We start from the raw sequence: 14,055 nt of genomic DNA, 5'->3' as shown, positions 1-14,055 counted from the left end.
GTGCAAGCCATGGCATCGGTCGACCATCTGAAGTCGCGCAAGGGCGCGTTCCGCATCGCGCTCATTCCGCCCGAGGTGCTGGGCGCGCTGAACGGCGGGTTGCTCGAAACCGTCAACCTCAACGAATTCCTCGCACTCGAACTGCCGCTGCTCGCACGCAGCGTGGCGGGCCATGTCGGCCTCGACGCGGCGCACGAGCGGCTGGAAGACACGCTCGCCATGCTGGCCGCCTTCAAGCCCATGCAGCGCCACAGCCACATCGCGCGGGCGCTGTACGACATGACGGCCGCGCATGCCGAGCGCGATGCGGTGGCGCACCGGCTGGCCACGCACGCGAGCGACGTCGCGCGCTGCTGGGCGGTGCAGTGGATCACGCTGTCGGACCTGCCGCTGGCCGAGCAGCTCGTCGCCGTGCGCCGTTTCGCCGCCGATTCGCACTTCGGCGTGCGCGAGTTCGCATGGATGGCGGTTCGCGACAGCGTCATCGGCTCGCTCGACGAAGCGCTGGCGCTGCTGCAGCCCTGGGTGGCCGATGCCGATCCGAACGTGCGCCGCTTTGCCAGCGAACTCACGCGCCCGCGCGGCGTGTGGTGTGCGCAGATCGACGCGCTGAAGGCCGAGCCCTGGCTGGCGCTGCCGCTGCTGGAGCCGCTGCGCGCCGACGGCCACCGCTACGTGCAGAACTCGGTGGCCAACTGGCTCAACGACGCCAGCAAGACGCAGCCCGAATGGGTCGAGACGCTGTGCACGCGCTGGGTGGCCGAGTCGCCCACCGCCGAGACCCGCTACATCGCGAAGCGGGCGCTGCGCACGTTGACCAAGTCAACGCCCTGACGTTCTGAACGAAAAAAAGCCCGGCACTGCCGGGCTTCTTCGTGGAGGAGGGTGGTCACTACGCTTACGCGTACTCGGCCAGCGCCTTCTTCATCTTCTTCATCGCCGCCACTTCGATCTGGCGGATGCGTTCGGCGCTCACGCCGTACACCGCGGCCAGGTCGTGCAGCGTCATGCCGCCCGAACCGTCGTCGTTCACCTTGAGCCAGCGTTCTTCGACGATGCGGCGGCTGCGGTCGTCCAGCGCCTCGAGGGCGGTGGCGATGCCGTCGCTCGACAGGCGGTCGCGCTGCTGCGATTCGAGCAAGGCGGTCGGTTCCTGCGTGGCGTCGGCCAGGTAGGCGATGGGGCCGAAGCCTTCGTCGCCGTCATCGGACGGACCCGGATCGAGCAGCACGTCGCCGCCCGACAGGCGGGTTTCCATCTCGAGCACTTCCTCGGGCTTCACGTTCAGGCGCGTGGCCATCTGCGAGACCTCGTCGGGGCTCAGCGTCTCGCGGTGCGTGCCGTTGTCGGCCGCGGCCGAGTCGGCCTTGAAACTCTGCTTCATCGAACGCAGATTGAAGAACAGCTTGCGCTGGGCCTTGGTCGTCGCGACCTTGACCATGCGCCAGTTTTTCAGGATGTACTCGTGGATCTCGGCCTTGATCCAGTGCATGGCGTAGCTCACCAGTCGCACGCCCTGGTCGGGGTCGAAACGCTTCACGGCCTTCATGAGACCGACATTGCCTTCCTGGATCAGGTCGCCGTGCGGCAGCCCGTAGCCCAGGTACTGGCGGGAAATGGAGACGACCAGGCGCAGGTGCGACAGGATCAGCGCACCGGCGGCTTCGAGGTCGTTCTGGTCGCGCAACTTGCGTGCGAAGCCCTGCTCTTCTTCGAGCGTGAGCAGCGGCAGGCGGTTGGCGGCCGAAATGTAGGCATCCAGGTTGCCCAGCGGGGGGACCATCGACCATGGGTTGGCGACGGCCAGCTGGTTGGCAGAGACTCCAGACAGCGTTGTCATCAGGGGAAACTCCTTTGTGGCGGTCATATTAGCACTCGGTTAGAGGGAGTGCTAAGCCAAGGGTTCCCTTGCATTTCTATCGTTGCGATAGCTTTTGTCGCGATTTGCTGGATATTTGTATGCCATTTGGCGTTTTTCAAGTCCGTGCCGCTTGTCCGAGCAGCCAGTCCTGGAACGCCAGAATGCGCGGGTCCTGGGCGCTGCCTTCCGGGTAGACCAGGTGGTAGGCGTAGCCCGCCGCCATGGGCACGCCGATGTCGAACAGCCGCACCAGCCGGCCCTGGGCGAGGTCGGCGGCGATCATGTCCAGGTCGGCCAGGCCGACCATGCCGCTCTCGGTGACGGCGCGCACCACATCGCTCGAATCGCCGAACCCGATGCAGCGGCTGTCGTCGAAGCCCTCGATGCCGGCGGCGGCCATCCACATCGGCCAGTTCGGCCAGACCATGCCGTCGGTCTTCCAGTCGACGTAGCACAGCGTGTGCTCGAACAGGTCGCGCGGCGTTGCCAGCGGAGGCCCGCTGGCGATCAGCCTGGGGCTGCAGACCGGCACGATCACGGTGTCGAACAGGCGCTGCGAGCGCGTGCCCGCGTCGTGCCCGTTGCCGAAGCGGATCGCCACGTCGATGTCGTCGGCGTCGAAATTCCTCAGGGCATCGGAGATGTCGAAACCCAGTTCCAGCCCCGGGTTCGCGGCCCGGAACTGCGGGAGCCGGGGCAGCAGCCAGTTGGTCGCGAAGCGGGCGCTGGTCGACACGCGCAGCGTCGCCGCCCCGCGCGCCATGCGCCGGGCGCGGCCGGCGGCGCGGCGCAGGGTGTCGAGCGCGTCGGCGGTGGCCTCGAACCACACGGCGCCGGCCGGCGTCAGGCGGATGCTGCGGCTGGTGCGCGTGAACAGCACCAGGCCCAGCTGGTCTTCGATCTCCTTGATCTGGTGACTCACGGCAGCCGGCGTCAGCCCGACTTCTTCGGCGGCCCGCGTGAAGTTCAGGTGCCGCCCGGCAGCCTCGAAGGTGCGCAGGGCGCGGGTGCCGGGGAGGAGTTTGGGGTGCATTGATCTTCAAATGATTTTTGATGATTGCCCAAAAACTATTCGTTTCTCAAAGGGAAGTCAACGCGGGATAGTTCAGGAACTTGATGATCCATTCGCAACGGTCCCCCTCCAGGAGCAACGAAACCATGTCCGCCAGCACCCCTTCTTCTTCCACGTTCGTCGTGCAACGCAACGGCCAGCCCGCACCCGCCGAGGCCCTGGCGTCGCTCGCCTTCGCCGGCCACGCCCATTTCACGGCCATGCAGGTGCGCGGCGGCCGGGTGCGGGGGCTCGACCTCCATCTGGCGCGGCTGCGCTTCGCCTCGCAGACCCTGTTCGGCCAGGCGCTGCCCGACGACGCGGTGCGCGCGCACCTGCGGGCCGCGCTCGCGGCCGGCCCGGCGGACCTGTCGCTGACGGCCACCGTCTACTCCCCGGCCGGCGAGTTCACCGTGGCCGACGCGGTGCCAGAGCTGCTGATCCGCACCGGCCCGCCTTCCAACGGCCCCGCCGGCCCGCTGACCCTGGCCGCGATCGAGCACGAGCGCTTCCTGCCGGCCGTGAAGCACGTCGGCGAAGGCGCCAAGACCCAGCTGCTGCGCCAGGCCGCCGCGCAGGGCTTCGACGACACGGCCTTTCTCGACCGGCACGGCCGGCTCAGTGAGGCATCGATCTGGAACCTGGCTTTCTGGGACGGCCAGGCGGTGGTGTGGCCCGAGGCCGACATCCTCACCGGCACCACGATGGGCATCGTGCGCCGCCAGCTCGATCGCCTCGGCGTCCCGCAGCGCAGCCAGGTGCTGCGGATGGCCGACCTGCCCACGCTGGCCGGCGCCGTGGTCATGAACTCGTGGACGCCCGGCGTGGCGGTGCACCGCATCGGCGACGTGGCGTTGCCGCCGGCACCGGCCTTCCTGGAGTTGCTGCACCGGGCTTACGAGGCCGAGCCGCTCGTGTCGGTGTGATCAGCCCCAGACCGACTGCACCGCCGACGTCAGCGCCACCACCAGCGGGTCGCCGGCACGCTCCGTCGCACTGCTGAAGTACAGCTGCGCATCCACCCGCGCGTGCCCCCACACGACCCAGTCGCCGCGCTCCACACCCGGCACGGCGACTTCTTCGCGCAGCAGCGCGCAGGCGCTGCCGGCGCGCACGAAGGTTTCGAGCGCGCTGGTGTCGTCGCTGCGCATCACGACGTTGGGCGCCAGGCCCTGCTGCTCGAACAGGCCGCGCAGCATCTGGTGCACGTGCGATTCCGCCGTGCCGTCCACCCACGGCAGCCCGGCCAGCACGCGCCAGCCACCGCGCTGCATCTCGGTGGCCAGGCGCGGCGGAAAGGCGATGCGGTAGCAGACCGAGCGCAGCGCGATCCACTGCAGGTCGCGCGGCGGGTGCACGCTGATCGTGAAGGCGCCCGCCAGCCCGCCGCCGCGCACCTGGTCGAGCAGGTGGCCCACGGCGTGGGTGCGCGTGTGCAGCTCCACCAGCGGCAGGCTGCGCTGCACCGCAACGGCCAGGTGGCCGGTGCGCAGGAACTCGGGCGTCTCGCCCGGCAGGCCCAGGTCGATGCGCCCGCCGAGTTCGCCCTGCATGCGCCGCGCCGCACCCTTGAGCTCGCTGGCCGCGCTCAGCAGCGCCTCGGCCTGCGGCAGCAGCCGGTCGCCGGCGCGCGTGAGCGTCATGCGGCCGGCGCCGCGGTCGAACAGGGCCACGCCGAGGCTCGACTCCAGGCCCTTGATCTGCGCGGTGACCGCGGGCTGCGTGACGCACAGCACGTCGGCCGCGCGCGTCACGTTGCCCACGCGTGCCACCGCGACAAAGGCGCGGATCTGGTGCAGTTCCATCGGCGCGCGGCGCGTCAGGCGCCGAACAGGCGCACTTGCGAGGGCTCGATGCCCAGGCTCACCGCGCCGCCGACCGGGAACTTCGACAGCCCCATGTGGTGCGGGTGATCGACTGCCAGGTTCTGGTGGCCCACGCGCACGCGATACCGCGTGAACTCGCCGAGGAATTCGCTGGCCTCCACCGTGCCCGGCACCCACACGTAGCGCGCGTCGTGCGCGGCGTCGGCCACGTCCACGCGCAGCGAGTGCGGGCGAAAGCTGATCTGCAGCGTGTCGGCTTCGGGCGCGTCGGTGGGCAGCGGAAAGTGCAGCTCGCCCACGCCGTCGACGTCCAGCGAGAGCGTGTCGCCGCGGCGCGAGCGCACCTTGCCTTCGAGCAGGTTCATGGTGCCGACGAAGTTGGCGACGAAGGTGTTCACCGGGTAATCGTAGAGCGTGGCCGGCGCGCCGACCTGCTGCACCACGCCCTTGTCGAGCACGGCCATGCGGTCGGCCGTGGTCATGGCTTCTTCCTGGTCGTGCGTGACGAAGATGGTGGTCAGCCCGAGGCGGCGCTGCATCGACAGCAGCTCCTGGCGCATCTGCACGCGCAAGGTCTTGTCGAGGTTGGACAGCGGTTCGTCGAGCAGCAGCACCTGCGGCTCGATGACGATGGTGCGCGCCAGCGCCACGCGCTGCTGCTGGCCACCCGACAGCTGGCTCGGGCGGCGCTGCGCATACGGCAGCAGCCCCACCAGCTCGAGCGCGGCCGTCACCTTTTCCTTGATGACCGCCTTGGGCGCCTTGCGCTCCACCAGCCCGAAGGCCACGTTGTCCCACACGGTCATGTGCGGCCACAGCGCATAGCTCTGGAACACCATGCCGACGTTGCGCTCCCAGGGCGCCTTGTCGCTCACGTCCTTGCCGTCGATCAGCACTTCGCCGTGCTGGTGGCGGTTGAAGCCGGCAATCAGGCGCAGCAGCGTCGACTTGCCCGAGCCCGAAGGCCCGAGCAGGGCGAAGAACTCGCCGGGCTCGATGTCGATGTTGACGTCCTTGAGCACTTCGGTGGTGCCGTAGGCGAGCCGCACGTTGCGGCACTGGACTGGTACTTTTTTCATGGGGAGCCTTGGGTCAGATCTTGGCCGCCGGGGCGGCAGCAATAGGGGCGGGCACGACAGGTGCGGCAGGTGCCGCGATCGGCAGCGGCGGCAGCGCTTCATCGAGCGGCCGGGCCGTGAGCCGCTGGCCGGTGCGCTCGACCACCAGGTGCGACAGGTAGGTGCCCAGCGCCACCACGGCGATCGCCAGCACGCCCAGCGCCGCGCCGGGTCCGCGGCCGGCCACGCTCTGCATGTACAGGTAGATGCCGTAGCTCATCGGCGCCTGCGACTCGGCCGACGACAGCAGGATGGTGGCCGACAGCTCTACCGCCGCCGTGATGAAGCTGGTCACGAAGCCCGCCAGGATGCCGCCCGCCATCAGCGGCACGACCACGCGCTGGATGGTGCGCATCTTGGTCGCGCCCAGGCTCTCGGCCGCCTCTTCGAGCGACACGTGCACCTGCTGCAGCGCGGCCACGCAGGAGCGCAGCGCGTAAGGCAGGCGGCGCACCGCGTAGGCCAGCATGATCACGATCCAGGTGCTGGTCAGCAGCGTGTCGGTGCCAGGCACCGTGACGCCCTTGAACAGGCGCAGGTAGCCGATGGCCAGCACGATGCCCGGCACCGCCAGCGAGGCGGTGGCGATCCAGTCGAGCCACTTGCGCGCGGGCAGCGAGGTGCGCAGCATCAGGTAGGCGATGGTCACGCCCAGAATCACGTCGAGGCCGGCGGCCAGGCCGCAGTACAGCAGCGTGTTCTTCATCATGCCGCCGGCATCGTGGAACACGGTCTCGTAGTGGGCCAGCGTGTAGGCGTCGGGCAGCGGCGAGAAGCTCCACACCTGCGCCAGCGACAGCAGCAGCACGCCCAGGTGCGGGCTCAGCACCACCAGCAGCACCACGAAGATCCAGCCGTAGGCCGCGAAGGTGCCCAGCGGCGACAGCTGGCGCTTGGCGATGCTCGCGCCGCCCTTCTGGATGGTGGAGTAGTCCTTGCCCGCCAGCATGCGCGCCGACAGCGCCATGGCCGTGATCGAGAACACGATCATGATCACGCTGATCACGTAGCCCAGCGGGTCTTCCAGCCCGACCTGCGTGATGCGCAGGTAGGCCTGCGGCGCCAGCATGTTGGTCTGGCCCAGCACCAGCGGCGTGCCCAGGTCGTCGAACACCTTCACGAACACCAGCGAAGCGCCGGCCACGAAGCCCGGCATGGCCAGCGGGAAGATCACGCGCCAGAACAGGCGCCAGCCGGTGCAGCCGAGGTTCAGGGCCGCTTCTTCCATGGCGCCGTCGATGTTGCGCAGCGCCACCGTGAGGTTCATCAGGATGAACGGGAAGTAGTGGATGGCCTCCACGAAGATCACGCCGTTGAGCCCTTCCATGATCGGCAGCGTGATGCCGAAGTACTGGTTGAGCAGCAGGTTCAGCGAGCCCGAGCGGCCGAAGATCAGCTGCATGGCGGCCGCGCCCACGAAGGGCGGCATGATCAGAGGCAGCACGCCCAGCGTCTGGATCAGCATCGCGCCGCGGAACTGGAAGCGCACCGTGAAGTACGACAGCGGCACCGCGATGAGCGCCGCGAACACGGCCGACGCGGTGGCCACGAACAGGCTGTTGAAGAACGACTCGCGCATCAGCCCCTGTTCGAAGAAGGCGCCGAAGTGGCCGAAGGTCAGGCCGCCGTCGGCGTCGACGAAGGCGGTGTAGAAAACCCGGCCGACGGGCAGCACGAGAAACAGCAGCAGAAAGCCGAGCACGAGGGCGCCGGCCAGCCAGGCGCCGGGGCGGACCTGGCTGAAGCGGCGCGGGCGCGAGGTGGCCGGCGCGGTGCCAGCGGTGAGGGTGGTCATCGGTGAGGTGTCCGGTGGCGCTCAGTGGTGGTCAAAGGGGTTCAGCGGGCGCTGGCCAGGGCCTGCTCGGCCAGCGTGCGGGCGCGTTCGTACTGCTCGCGGGCCTGCGTGCTCCAGCGGTCTTCGAGGCCGGTGACCTGCTTGTTCGACGCGGCATCCTTCTTGTTGGCGGTGAACAGCGCCAGGAAGTCCTTGTCGTTCGCCATCGACGCGCCCACCAGTGGCGTGAAGGCCAGGTCGCGCGCCTGCTTGAGCTGCGCCTGGCCCTGCGCGTTGGGCTTCTTGGCGAGTGCGGCGGTGGCCTCGTGGATCGCCTTGGTGGCGGCCTTGAGTTCCTTGTGGCGGAAGGTGATGGTCTGGTCGAACAGCGAGGACACCACGTTGTAGCGGGCTTCCGAAAGGTCGGAGTCGAAGTGCACCTTGGCGCGCTTGGCGATCTCGAACGGGTTCGGGTAGGCGGGCGGCACCTTGCCACCCAGCGCCGACGGCGGCAGCACCGGCAGGCGCGAGATCTTCGGATCGAGCAGCAGCAGCTGGCCTTCGGTCGACACGCTGTAGGCGATGAACTTGCGCGCCTCTTCGGGGTTCTTGCTGCCGCTGATGAGGCCGATGTTGGCCGGCACCACGGCCGTCACGTCGGGGTAGACGAACTCCACCGGGAAGCCCGAGAACTTGCCGGCCAGGCCGAAGAAGTCGATCACCAGGCCGATGCCGAACTGGCCGTTGTTCACGCCGTCGGGCACGCCGAAGCTGCGCTCGGTGATGGCCGCGCTGTTGCCCGAAATCTGCAGCAGCTGGTTCCAGCCCTTGTCCCAGCCTTCGCCCTGCAGCAGCGTCTCGACCGTGAGGTGCGTGGTGCCCGAGCGCGAGGGCGCGCTCATGGCCGCGTGGCCGAAGTACACCGGCTTCATCAGGTCGCTCCACTGCGCGGGCGACGGCAGCTTGTTGGCGGTCATGTAGCGCGTGTTCCACATCAGGCCGTAGCCGGCCAGCGCCTGCCCGAGGTACAGGCCCTGCGGGTTGTTGATGGGGTAGTTGCCGACCTTCTCGGGCACCGCCTTGTTGGCCTGCGCCGCCACGTTCTCGAGCAGCTTCTGCCCGGCCAGCACCTCGAAGGCATCAGGCGCCGAGGCCCAGAAGATGTCGGGCCGCTGGCCCACCGGCAGCTCGCGCACGTACGAGATGCCCTGCACCGTGCTCTTGTTGAGGATCTCCAGCTTGATGCCGGGGTTGGCTTTCTCGAACGCCACCTTGTAGGCCTGCGTCAGTTCCTTGGGAAAGGAGGTGACGACCGTGACGGTGCCGGCATGGGCGGCGCCGCCGAGGCCGGCGGCCAGCAGCGAGAACGAAAGCGCAAGGGTGCGCAGGGTGAGGCGGGAAGGCATGGTGTGTGTCTCCAGGTCGTTGGCGAGGACGCATGCCGCGCGCTTCGTGGCGAGCGCTTGCGGTCATGTCGGTCGGCATCGTGCATGACGTGCCGCGCGGGGGCCAATCAGAAAACGTGATGCGCGCCATCACCCCTCAGGGTTCACCCGAGGGCGGCGCCGCAGGCGGCAGCGAAGAAGGCGCGGGGCGAAAGGCGCCGTTTACCAGCGAATGCCGAGCTTCAGGAACAGCTTCGACAGCACGAACAGCGGACCGACCCAGAGGTACTGGATGTCCTCGAAGAACGAAGGCTTTTTGCCTTCCATCTTGTGGCCGACGAACTGGAAGATCCACGCCACCACGAAGATCGCCGCCGACACCGGCGCCACCGCGGCGCCCATCGCATGCACCGCCACCAGCGCCAGCACCGTGAGCGCCAGCATGGTGACGAGGAAGGCCGGCGAGCGCAGCAGGGCGTAGTACACGAGGCTGGCCGCCACGAAGGCGTAGGCCACCCACGGATGGATCGCGAACAGCAGCCCGACGATGCTCAGCATGATCGCGGGAATGGCCACGAAGTGGATCAGCTCGTTGGTCGGATGGCGGTGGCTCTCCTCGTAGTGGGCGAGCAGGCGGTCGACCTTGCGCTCGCTGGTGGCGAGCGGGGCGGCGGCGGTGTGGGTCATGGCAGGTCTCCGGGGCGCCGTGCGTTGCGGCAAGACGCTCATGGTGCCCACGGTGCGGCACCCTGGCAAGTAGCGCTGTCCCGGTGTCATGACTAAGGGCACTGTCGCCCGGGGCTTGCGCCGCTAAGATCAAATCCGTGGCCTCTTTCGACTCCCCCTCCGCACCCCCGCCGCCCCTCACCGACACCGGTGTGCCTGCCGGCGTGTCCGGCGCGATCCTGGTGGTGGACGACCACGACCTGCTGCGCCTGGGCGTGAGCGCGCTGGTGCAGGCCCAGGCTGCCACCTCGGGTGCGCGCATCTCGGTGTTCGAGGCCGGCAACATCGCCGACGCGCTCGCGCTTTATGCGGCGAACGAGGCGGCCATCGGCCTCGTGCTGCTCGACCTCGCGCTGCCCGACACGCACGGCCTCAGCGGCCTGGCCGAGTTCCGCCTGCGCTTTCCGGCGGCGCGCGTCGTGGTGCTCTCGGGCACCGCCAACAGCACGCTGGCGCAGGGCGCGCTCGCACTCGGTGCCAGCGCCTTCCTGCCGAAGTCCGCCGACCTGAAGGAGATGGTGGGCTTCATCCGCGCCTGCGGCCTGTTCGAGGCCGACGGCACGCCGCAGCAGCCGCTGCCGCCCGCGGTGCTGCCCAAGTCGTTGTCGGGGTATGCGGAGTTCGCGCACGCCAGCGCCTGGCAGGAGCTCACGCCGCGCCAGATGCAGGTGCTGCAGTGGGTGCTCGAAGGCAAGGCGAACAAGGAGATCGCGCACCTGGCCAACCTGAGCGAGGGCACGGTGAAGAACCATGTCTCGACCATCCTCCTGCTGTTCGGCATGCGCTCGCGCGCCCAGCTGATCAGCATGCTGCGTTGAGCGGCGCCACGCTGGCGGGCCGCGGCGATGCCGCCGCCGGCCAGCTGCTGGGCCAGCGCGTGCTGCGCGAGCACGTCGGCTCGGTCTACGACACCTACGGCATCTCCACGCTGACCCACCTGGGCTTCGTGATCGTGTTCGGCTGCATCATCTATTCGCAGCTCAGCGATGCGCGCCTGCTGTTCTGGATGGCGGCGCTGGCGGCGGTCGACATCTACGTCTTCTTCACGCCGCGCTGGACGCCCGACAAGCCGGCCTCCGAGAGCCCGTACTGGGCGCGCAAGATCTCGCGCATGGTCACGCTGGTGAGCATGATCACGGCCGTGGTGCCCTGGTTCATCGTGCCGCACGAGAACCTGCCCATGACCTCGCTGCTGATGGCCGTGATCGTCGGCAGCTGCGCGCGCGCCGCGCAGTCGCTGTGGCCGCTCAAGCCCGCGCTGTTCGGCTACACGCTGCCCATGTCGCTGGGCATGATCATCGCGCTGGCCTGGCAGGGCGACGGCCTGCACCTGTTTTTGGCGGCGGCCGGCTCGGCCTATTTGATGCTCACGCTGCACGCCGGCGTGCGCCAGCACCGGCTGCTGACCGACTCGCTCATGCTGCGCTTCGAGAACGAGGCGCTGGCTGCGCGCCTGGGCGAGCAGATCGCCGCCACCGAGCGCGCCAGCGAAGAAAAGACCCGCTTCCTCGGCGCCGCCAGCCACGACCTGCGCCAGCCGCTGCATGCCATCGCGCTGTTCGGCGCCGCGCTCGAGAACGAGCTGCGCGGCCGTCCCGAGAGCCGCAACGCCGAGCGCCTGATGCGCGCCGTGAACGCGCTGGGCGCGTCGCTCGACACCATGCTCGATGTGTCCCGGCTCGACGCGGGCGTCATCACGCCGGCGCCGCAGCCGGTCGAGCTCGATGCGCTGTTCCTGCCGCTCAACCACACCTTCTCGGCGCAGGCGGAGCAGAAGGAGCTGCAGCTGCGCGTGCGCGCCAGCGGCCTGTGGGTGCGCAGCGATCCGCAGCTGCTGCACCGCATGCTGTCCAACCTGATGGACAACGCGTTGAAGTACACCATGCAGGGCGGCGTGACCGTGACGGCGCGCGACCGCGGCGACACCGTGTGGATCGAGGTGCGCGACACCGGCATCGGCATTGCACCCGAGCAGTCGCACCGCATCTTCGAAGAGTTCTACCAAATCGATAACCCGGGCCGCGACCGTGCGCGCGGCCTGGGCATCGGCCTGTCGATCGTGCGGCGCCTGTCGCGGCTGCTGGGCCACCCGGTGCAGATGCATTCGCGCCCCGGCCGGGGCACGCACTTCCGTGTCGTGCTGCCGACCGTGCCGCCGCAGGTCAGTGCGCTCGTGGGACCGTTCCCGGCCGGCAGCGCCGAACTGTCGGTGCGCCGCCGCGCCGCCACGCTGCCCGGTCGCGTGCTGCTGATGGACGACGAACTCGAGATTCGCGAAGCCATGACCGGCCTGCTGCGCTCGCACGCAATCGACGCACACGCCGTCGCCGATGAGGCTGCCGCGGCCGATGCGCTGCACCAGGCCCGCGCCGAGGGCCGGCCCTTCGGCCTGCTGATGTGCGACTACCGCCTGGCCGACGGCGTCGACGGCCTCGACGTGGGCCTGCGTCTGAGTCGGCACCTGGGCACTGAACTGCCGCTGCTGCTGATCACCGGCGAGACCTCGCCCGACCGCCTGCAGCGCGTGCGCGAGTCGGGCGTGCCGGTGCTGTTCAAGCCCGTGGCACCCGACGCGCTGCTGCAGGCCATGGCCGAGCTCACGCCGGCTCCGTAGCGTTTGGCACACAGCCTGCGGCTGAAAGTGAATACGTTGTAGTTCATTGCGTGCCGATCGATTCGGTTGGGCGCACATGCAATGACTTTTGGCACTGCCGGGCTTTCGCCTCCCGTCGTAATTTCGGGTTTCAGGGAAGCGAAATCAGGGGGTATTGCAGGCGTCGACCACCGGTGCCTTCGCACACGAAGCGCGACGCCGCACAGGCCACACGCAGGGGGAATACAAGGGAGAAACAAGAAAGACAGGGAGCTGACGGCCTCCGGCGAAAGCCGGGGGCCGTTTTTTTTGTCCGAAGCGAAAGGTGGGAGGCGGAAGCCTCAGCCGAGCAAGGCCTGCGCGAACTCGCGGGCGTTGAAGGTCTCGAGGTCTTCGAGCTTTTCGCCCACGCCGATGAAGTACACCGGAATGGGCCGCTCGCGCGCGATGGCGCACAGCACGCCGCCCTTGGCGGTGCCGTCGAGCTTGGTGACGATGAGGCCCGTGAGGCCCAGCGTTTCGTCGAAGGACCTGACCTGCGCGAGCGCGTTCTGGCCGGTGTTGCCGTCGATCACCAGCAGCACCTCGTGCGGCGCGGTGGCGTCGGCCTTGGTGACGACGCGCTTGATCTTCTTCAACTCGTCCATCAGGTGCAGCTGCGTCGGCAGGCGGCCTGCCGTGTCGACCAGCACCACGTCCTTGCCGCGCGCCTTGCCGGCGTTCACGGCGTCGAAGCTCACGGCCGACGGGTCGCCGCCTTCGTTGCTCACGATCTCGACGGTGTTGCGGTCGGCCCAGACCAGCAGCTGCTCGCGCGCCGCCGCGCGGAAGGTGTCGGCCGCGGCCAGCAGCACGGAGGCGCCTTCGGTGGCCAGGTGCTTGGTGAGCTTGCCGATGGAGGTGGTCTTGCCCGCGCCATTGACGCCGGCCACCATGATCACGGTGGGCGTGTACTCGCCGATGACCAGCGGCTTCTCGAGCGGCTTGAGCAGGTCGGTGACGGCATCGGCCAGCAGCAGCTTGACCTGCGCAGCGTCGGTGGCCATCTGGCGCTTGACGCGCACCTTCAGGTCGTCGAGCAGGTACTCGGTGGCCTTGACGCCGGTGTCGGCCATCAAGAGCGCCGATTCGAGTTCTTCATACAGCGCGTCGTCGATCTGCGCATTGACGAACACGGCCTGGATGCCGGTGCCGGTCTTGCGCAGGCCGGTCTTGAGCTTGTCGAACCAGCTCTTGCGCTCGGTGGCGATGGCGGGTGGCTCGACGACGGCGATGGGAGCGGGAGGCGGTGCGGGCACGGGCGCCGGAGGGGGCGGCGGTGCAATGACGGGTGCAGGTGCAGGTGCAGGAACGGGCACTGGCGCAGGGATCGGCGCCGGTGCGGCGACCGGAACCGGCGCTGGCGTCGGTGCAGGCACAGGGGAGGGCGCTGGCGCCACCACAGGTGTGACCTCTGCAGCCGGAGCAACCTCCGGCGCGACAGGCGCCGGCTCGGGAGCTGGGGCAGGCACGGGTGCGGGCGGCGGCGCAGGAACGGGTGCAGGCGCTTCCGCCGCAGGCTTCGACCCGAACCAGCTCGACGGCGAGAACACCGAGCGTGCCGGTGCGGGTTCCGCGGCCGGGGGCGGCGCGGGTTCGGTGGTCGGCGGCGGGGCCGGTGTCACCGGGGCATCGGCAGGTGGTTTTTTCTTGAAGAAACTGAACATCGGGAGCTTTTTACA

The 14,055-nt window shown here is 68.9% G+C and carries 12 protein-coding genes; 4 read left to right on the top strand and 8 right to left on the bottom strand.

Annotated elements, in window-relative coordinates; all coding sequences use genetic code 11:
- Window positions 1–9 precede the first annotated feature (9 nt).
- Window positions 10–834: a DNA alkylation repair protein gene (locus CLU95_RS09980; protein ID WP_099792680.1), complete on the top strand. Its 825-nt coding sequence runs from the start codon at window positions 10–12 to the stop codon at window positions 832–834.
- 64 nt (window positions 835–898) lie between these two features.
- Here the strand turns inward: CLU95_RS09980 and rpoH are convergent, their stop codons facing one another.
- Together rpoH and CLU95_RS09970 are read right to left on the bottom strand one after the other, a co-directional pair.
- The gene (gene rpoH, locus CLU95_RS09975; RefSeq protein ID WP_099792678.1) at window positions 899–1,840 is read right to left on the bottom strand and encodes an RNA polymerase sigma factor RpoH; all 942 of its coding nucleotides are present in this window, start codon (window positions 1,838–1,840) and stop codon (window positions 899–901) included.
- A 136-nt stretch (window positions 1,841–1,976) separates the two neighbouring features.
- On the bottom strand, window positions 1,977–2,894 hold the full coding sequence (locus tag CLU95_RS09970; protein ID WP_099792676.1) for a LysR substrate-binding domain-containing protein: 918 nt from the start codon (window positions 2,892–2,894) through the stop codon (window positions 1,977–1,979).
- A gap of 125 nt (window positions 2,895–3,019) precedes the next feature.
- Between CLU95_RS09970 and CLU95_RS09965 the strand changes: the two genes are divergently transcribed.
- Entirely contained in the window at window positions 3,020–3,838 is an 819-nt protein-coding gene (locus CLU95_RS09965) for an aminotransferase class IV family protein (RefSeq protein WP_099792674.1), read from the top strand.
- Here CLU95_RS09965 and CLU95_RS09960 read toward each other — a convergent pair whose 3' ends face one another.
- The 5 genes from CLU95_RS09960 to CLU95_RS09940 form a co-directional block, all read right to left on the bottom strand.
- Window positions 3,839–4,717 (bottom strand): LysR family transcriptional regulator, encoded by an 879-nt coding sequence (locus CLU95_RS09960; RefSeq protein ID WP_099792672.1) that lies wholly within the window; start codon window positions 4,715–4,717, stop codon window positions 3,839–3,841. It lies immediately after the preceding gene.
- A gap of 14 nt (window positions 4,718–4,731) precedes the next feature.
- Window positions 4,732–5,817, bottom strand: a complete 1,086-nt coding sequence (locus tag CLU95_RS09955; RefSeq protein ID WP_099792670.1) for an ABC transporter ATP-binding protein — start codon at window positions 5,815–5,817, stop codon at window positions 4,732–4,734.
- 13 nt (window positions 5,818–5,830) lie between these two features.
- The gene (locus tag CLU95_RS09950; RefSeq protein WP_099792668.1) at window positions 5,831–7,651 is read right to left on the bottom strand and encodes an ABC transporter permease; all 1,821 of its coding nucleotides are present in this window, start codon (window positions 7,649–7,651) and stop codon (window positions 5,831–5,833) included.
- A 41-nt stretch (window positions 7,652–7,692) separates the two neighbouring features.
- A complete protein-coding gene (locus CLU95_RS09945) occupies window positions 7,693–9,036 on the bottom strand; it encodes an ABC transporter substrate-binding protein (RefSeq protein ID WP_099792666.1) in 1,344 nt (447 codons plus the stop codon).
- Between the two features lie 201 nt (window positions 9,037–9,237).
- Entirely contained in the window at window positions 9,238–9,702 is a 465-nt protein-coding gene (locus tag CLU95_RS09940) for an Mpo1 family 2-hydroxy fatty acid dioxygenase (RefSeq protein WP_099792664.1), read from the bottom strand.
- Between the two features lie 137 nt (window positions 9,703–9,839).
- Between CLU95_RS09940 and CLU95_RS09935 the strand changes: the two genes are divergently transcribed.
- Window positions 9,840–10,559, top strand: a complete 720-nt coding sequence (locus CLU95_RS09935) for a response regulator transcription factor (RefSeq protein WP_099792662.1) — start codon at window positions 9,840–9,842, stop codon at window positions 10,557–10,559.
- Complete coding sequence (locus CLU95_RS09930; RefSeq protein ID WP_257214584.1) at window positions 10,556–12,355, top strand: hybrid sensor histidine kinase/response regulator; 1,800 nt, start codon at window positions 10,556–10,558, stop codon at window positions 12,353–12,355. The genes CLU95_RS09935 and CLU95_RS09930 overlap by 4 nt, the downstream gene beginning before the upstream one ends.
- A 320-nt stretch (window positions 12,356–12,675) precedes the next feature.
- Here CLU95_RS09930 and ftsY read toward each other — a convergent pair whose 3' ends face one another.
- Window positions 12,676–14,040 (bottom strand): signal recognition particle-docking protein FtsY, encoded by a 1,365-nt coding sequence (gene ftsY, locus CLU95_RS09925; protein WP_180288574.1) that lies wholly within the window; start codon window positions 14,038–14,040, stop codon window positions 12,676–12,678.
- Between the last annotated feature and the right edge of the window lie 15 nt (window positions 14,041–14,055).

Origin of the sequence: Variovorax sp. 54, assembly GCF_002754375.1 — a bacterium.
Taxonomy (GTDB): Bacteria; Pseudomonadota; Gammaproteobacteria; order Burkholderiales; family Burkholderiaceae_C; genus Variovorax.
The sequence above is the reverse complement of the archived record's forward strand: the minus strand, read 5'-3'. Positions and strand labels throughout refer to the sequence as shown.

Coding starts and splice junctions, on each gene's coding strand:
- CLU95_RS09980 (WP_099792680.1), top strand. CDS start 10: ATGGCATCGGTCGACCATCTGAAGTCGCGCAAGGGCGCGTTCCGCATC.
- CLU95_RS09945 (WP_099792666.1), bottom strand. CDS start 9,036: ATGCCTTCCCGCCTCACCCTGCGCACCCTTGCGCTTTCGTTCTCGCTG.
- CLU95_RS09955 (WP_099792670.1), bottom strand. CDS start 5,817: ATGAAAAAAGTACCAGTCCAGTGCCGCAACGTGCGGCTCGCCTACGGC.
- CLU95_RS09960 (WP_099792672.1), bottom strand. CDS start 4,717: ATGGAACTGCACCAGATCCGCGCCTTTGTCGCGGTGGCACGCGTGGGC.
- CLU95_RS09940 (WP_099792664.1), bottom strand. CDS start 9,702: ATGACCCACACCGCCGCCGCCCCGCTCGCCACCAGCGAGCGCAAGGTC.
- CLU95_RS09965 (WP_099792674.1), top strand. CDS start 3,020: ATGTCCGCCAGCACCCCTTCTTCTTCCACGTTCGTCGTGCAACGCAAC.
- CLU95_RS09950 (WP_099792668.1), bottom strand. CDS start 7,651: ATGACCACCCTCACCGCTGGCACCGCGCCGGCCACCTCGCGCCCGCGC.
- ftsY (WP_180288574.1), bottom strand. CDS start 14,040: ATGTTCAGTTTCTTCAAGAAAAAACCACCTGCCGATGCCCCGGTGACA.
- CLU95_RS09970 (WP_099792676.1), bottom strand. CDS start 2,894: ATGCACCCCAAACTCCTCCCCGGCACCCGCGCCCTGCGCACCTTCGAG.
- rpoH (WP_099792678.1), bottom strand. CDS start 1,840: ATGACAACGCTGTCTGGAGTCTCTGCCAACCAGCTGGCCGTCGCCAAC.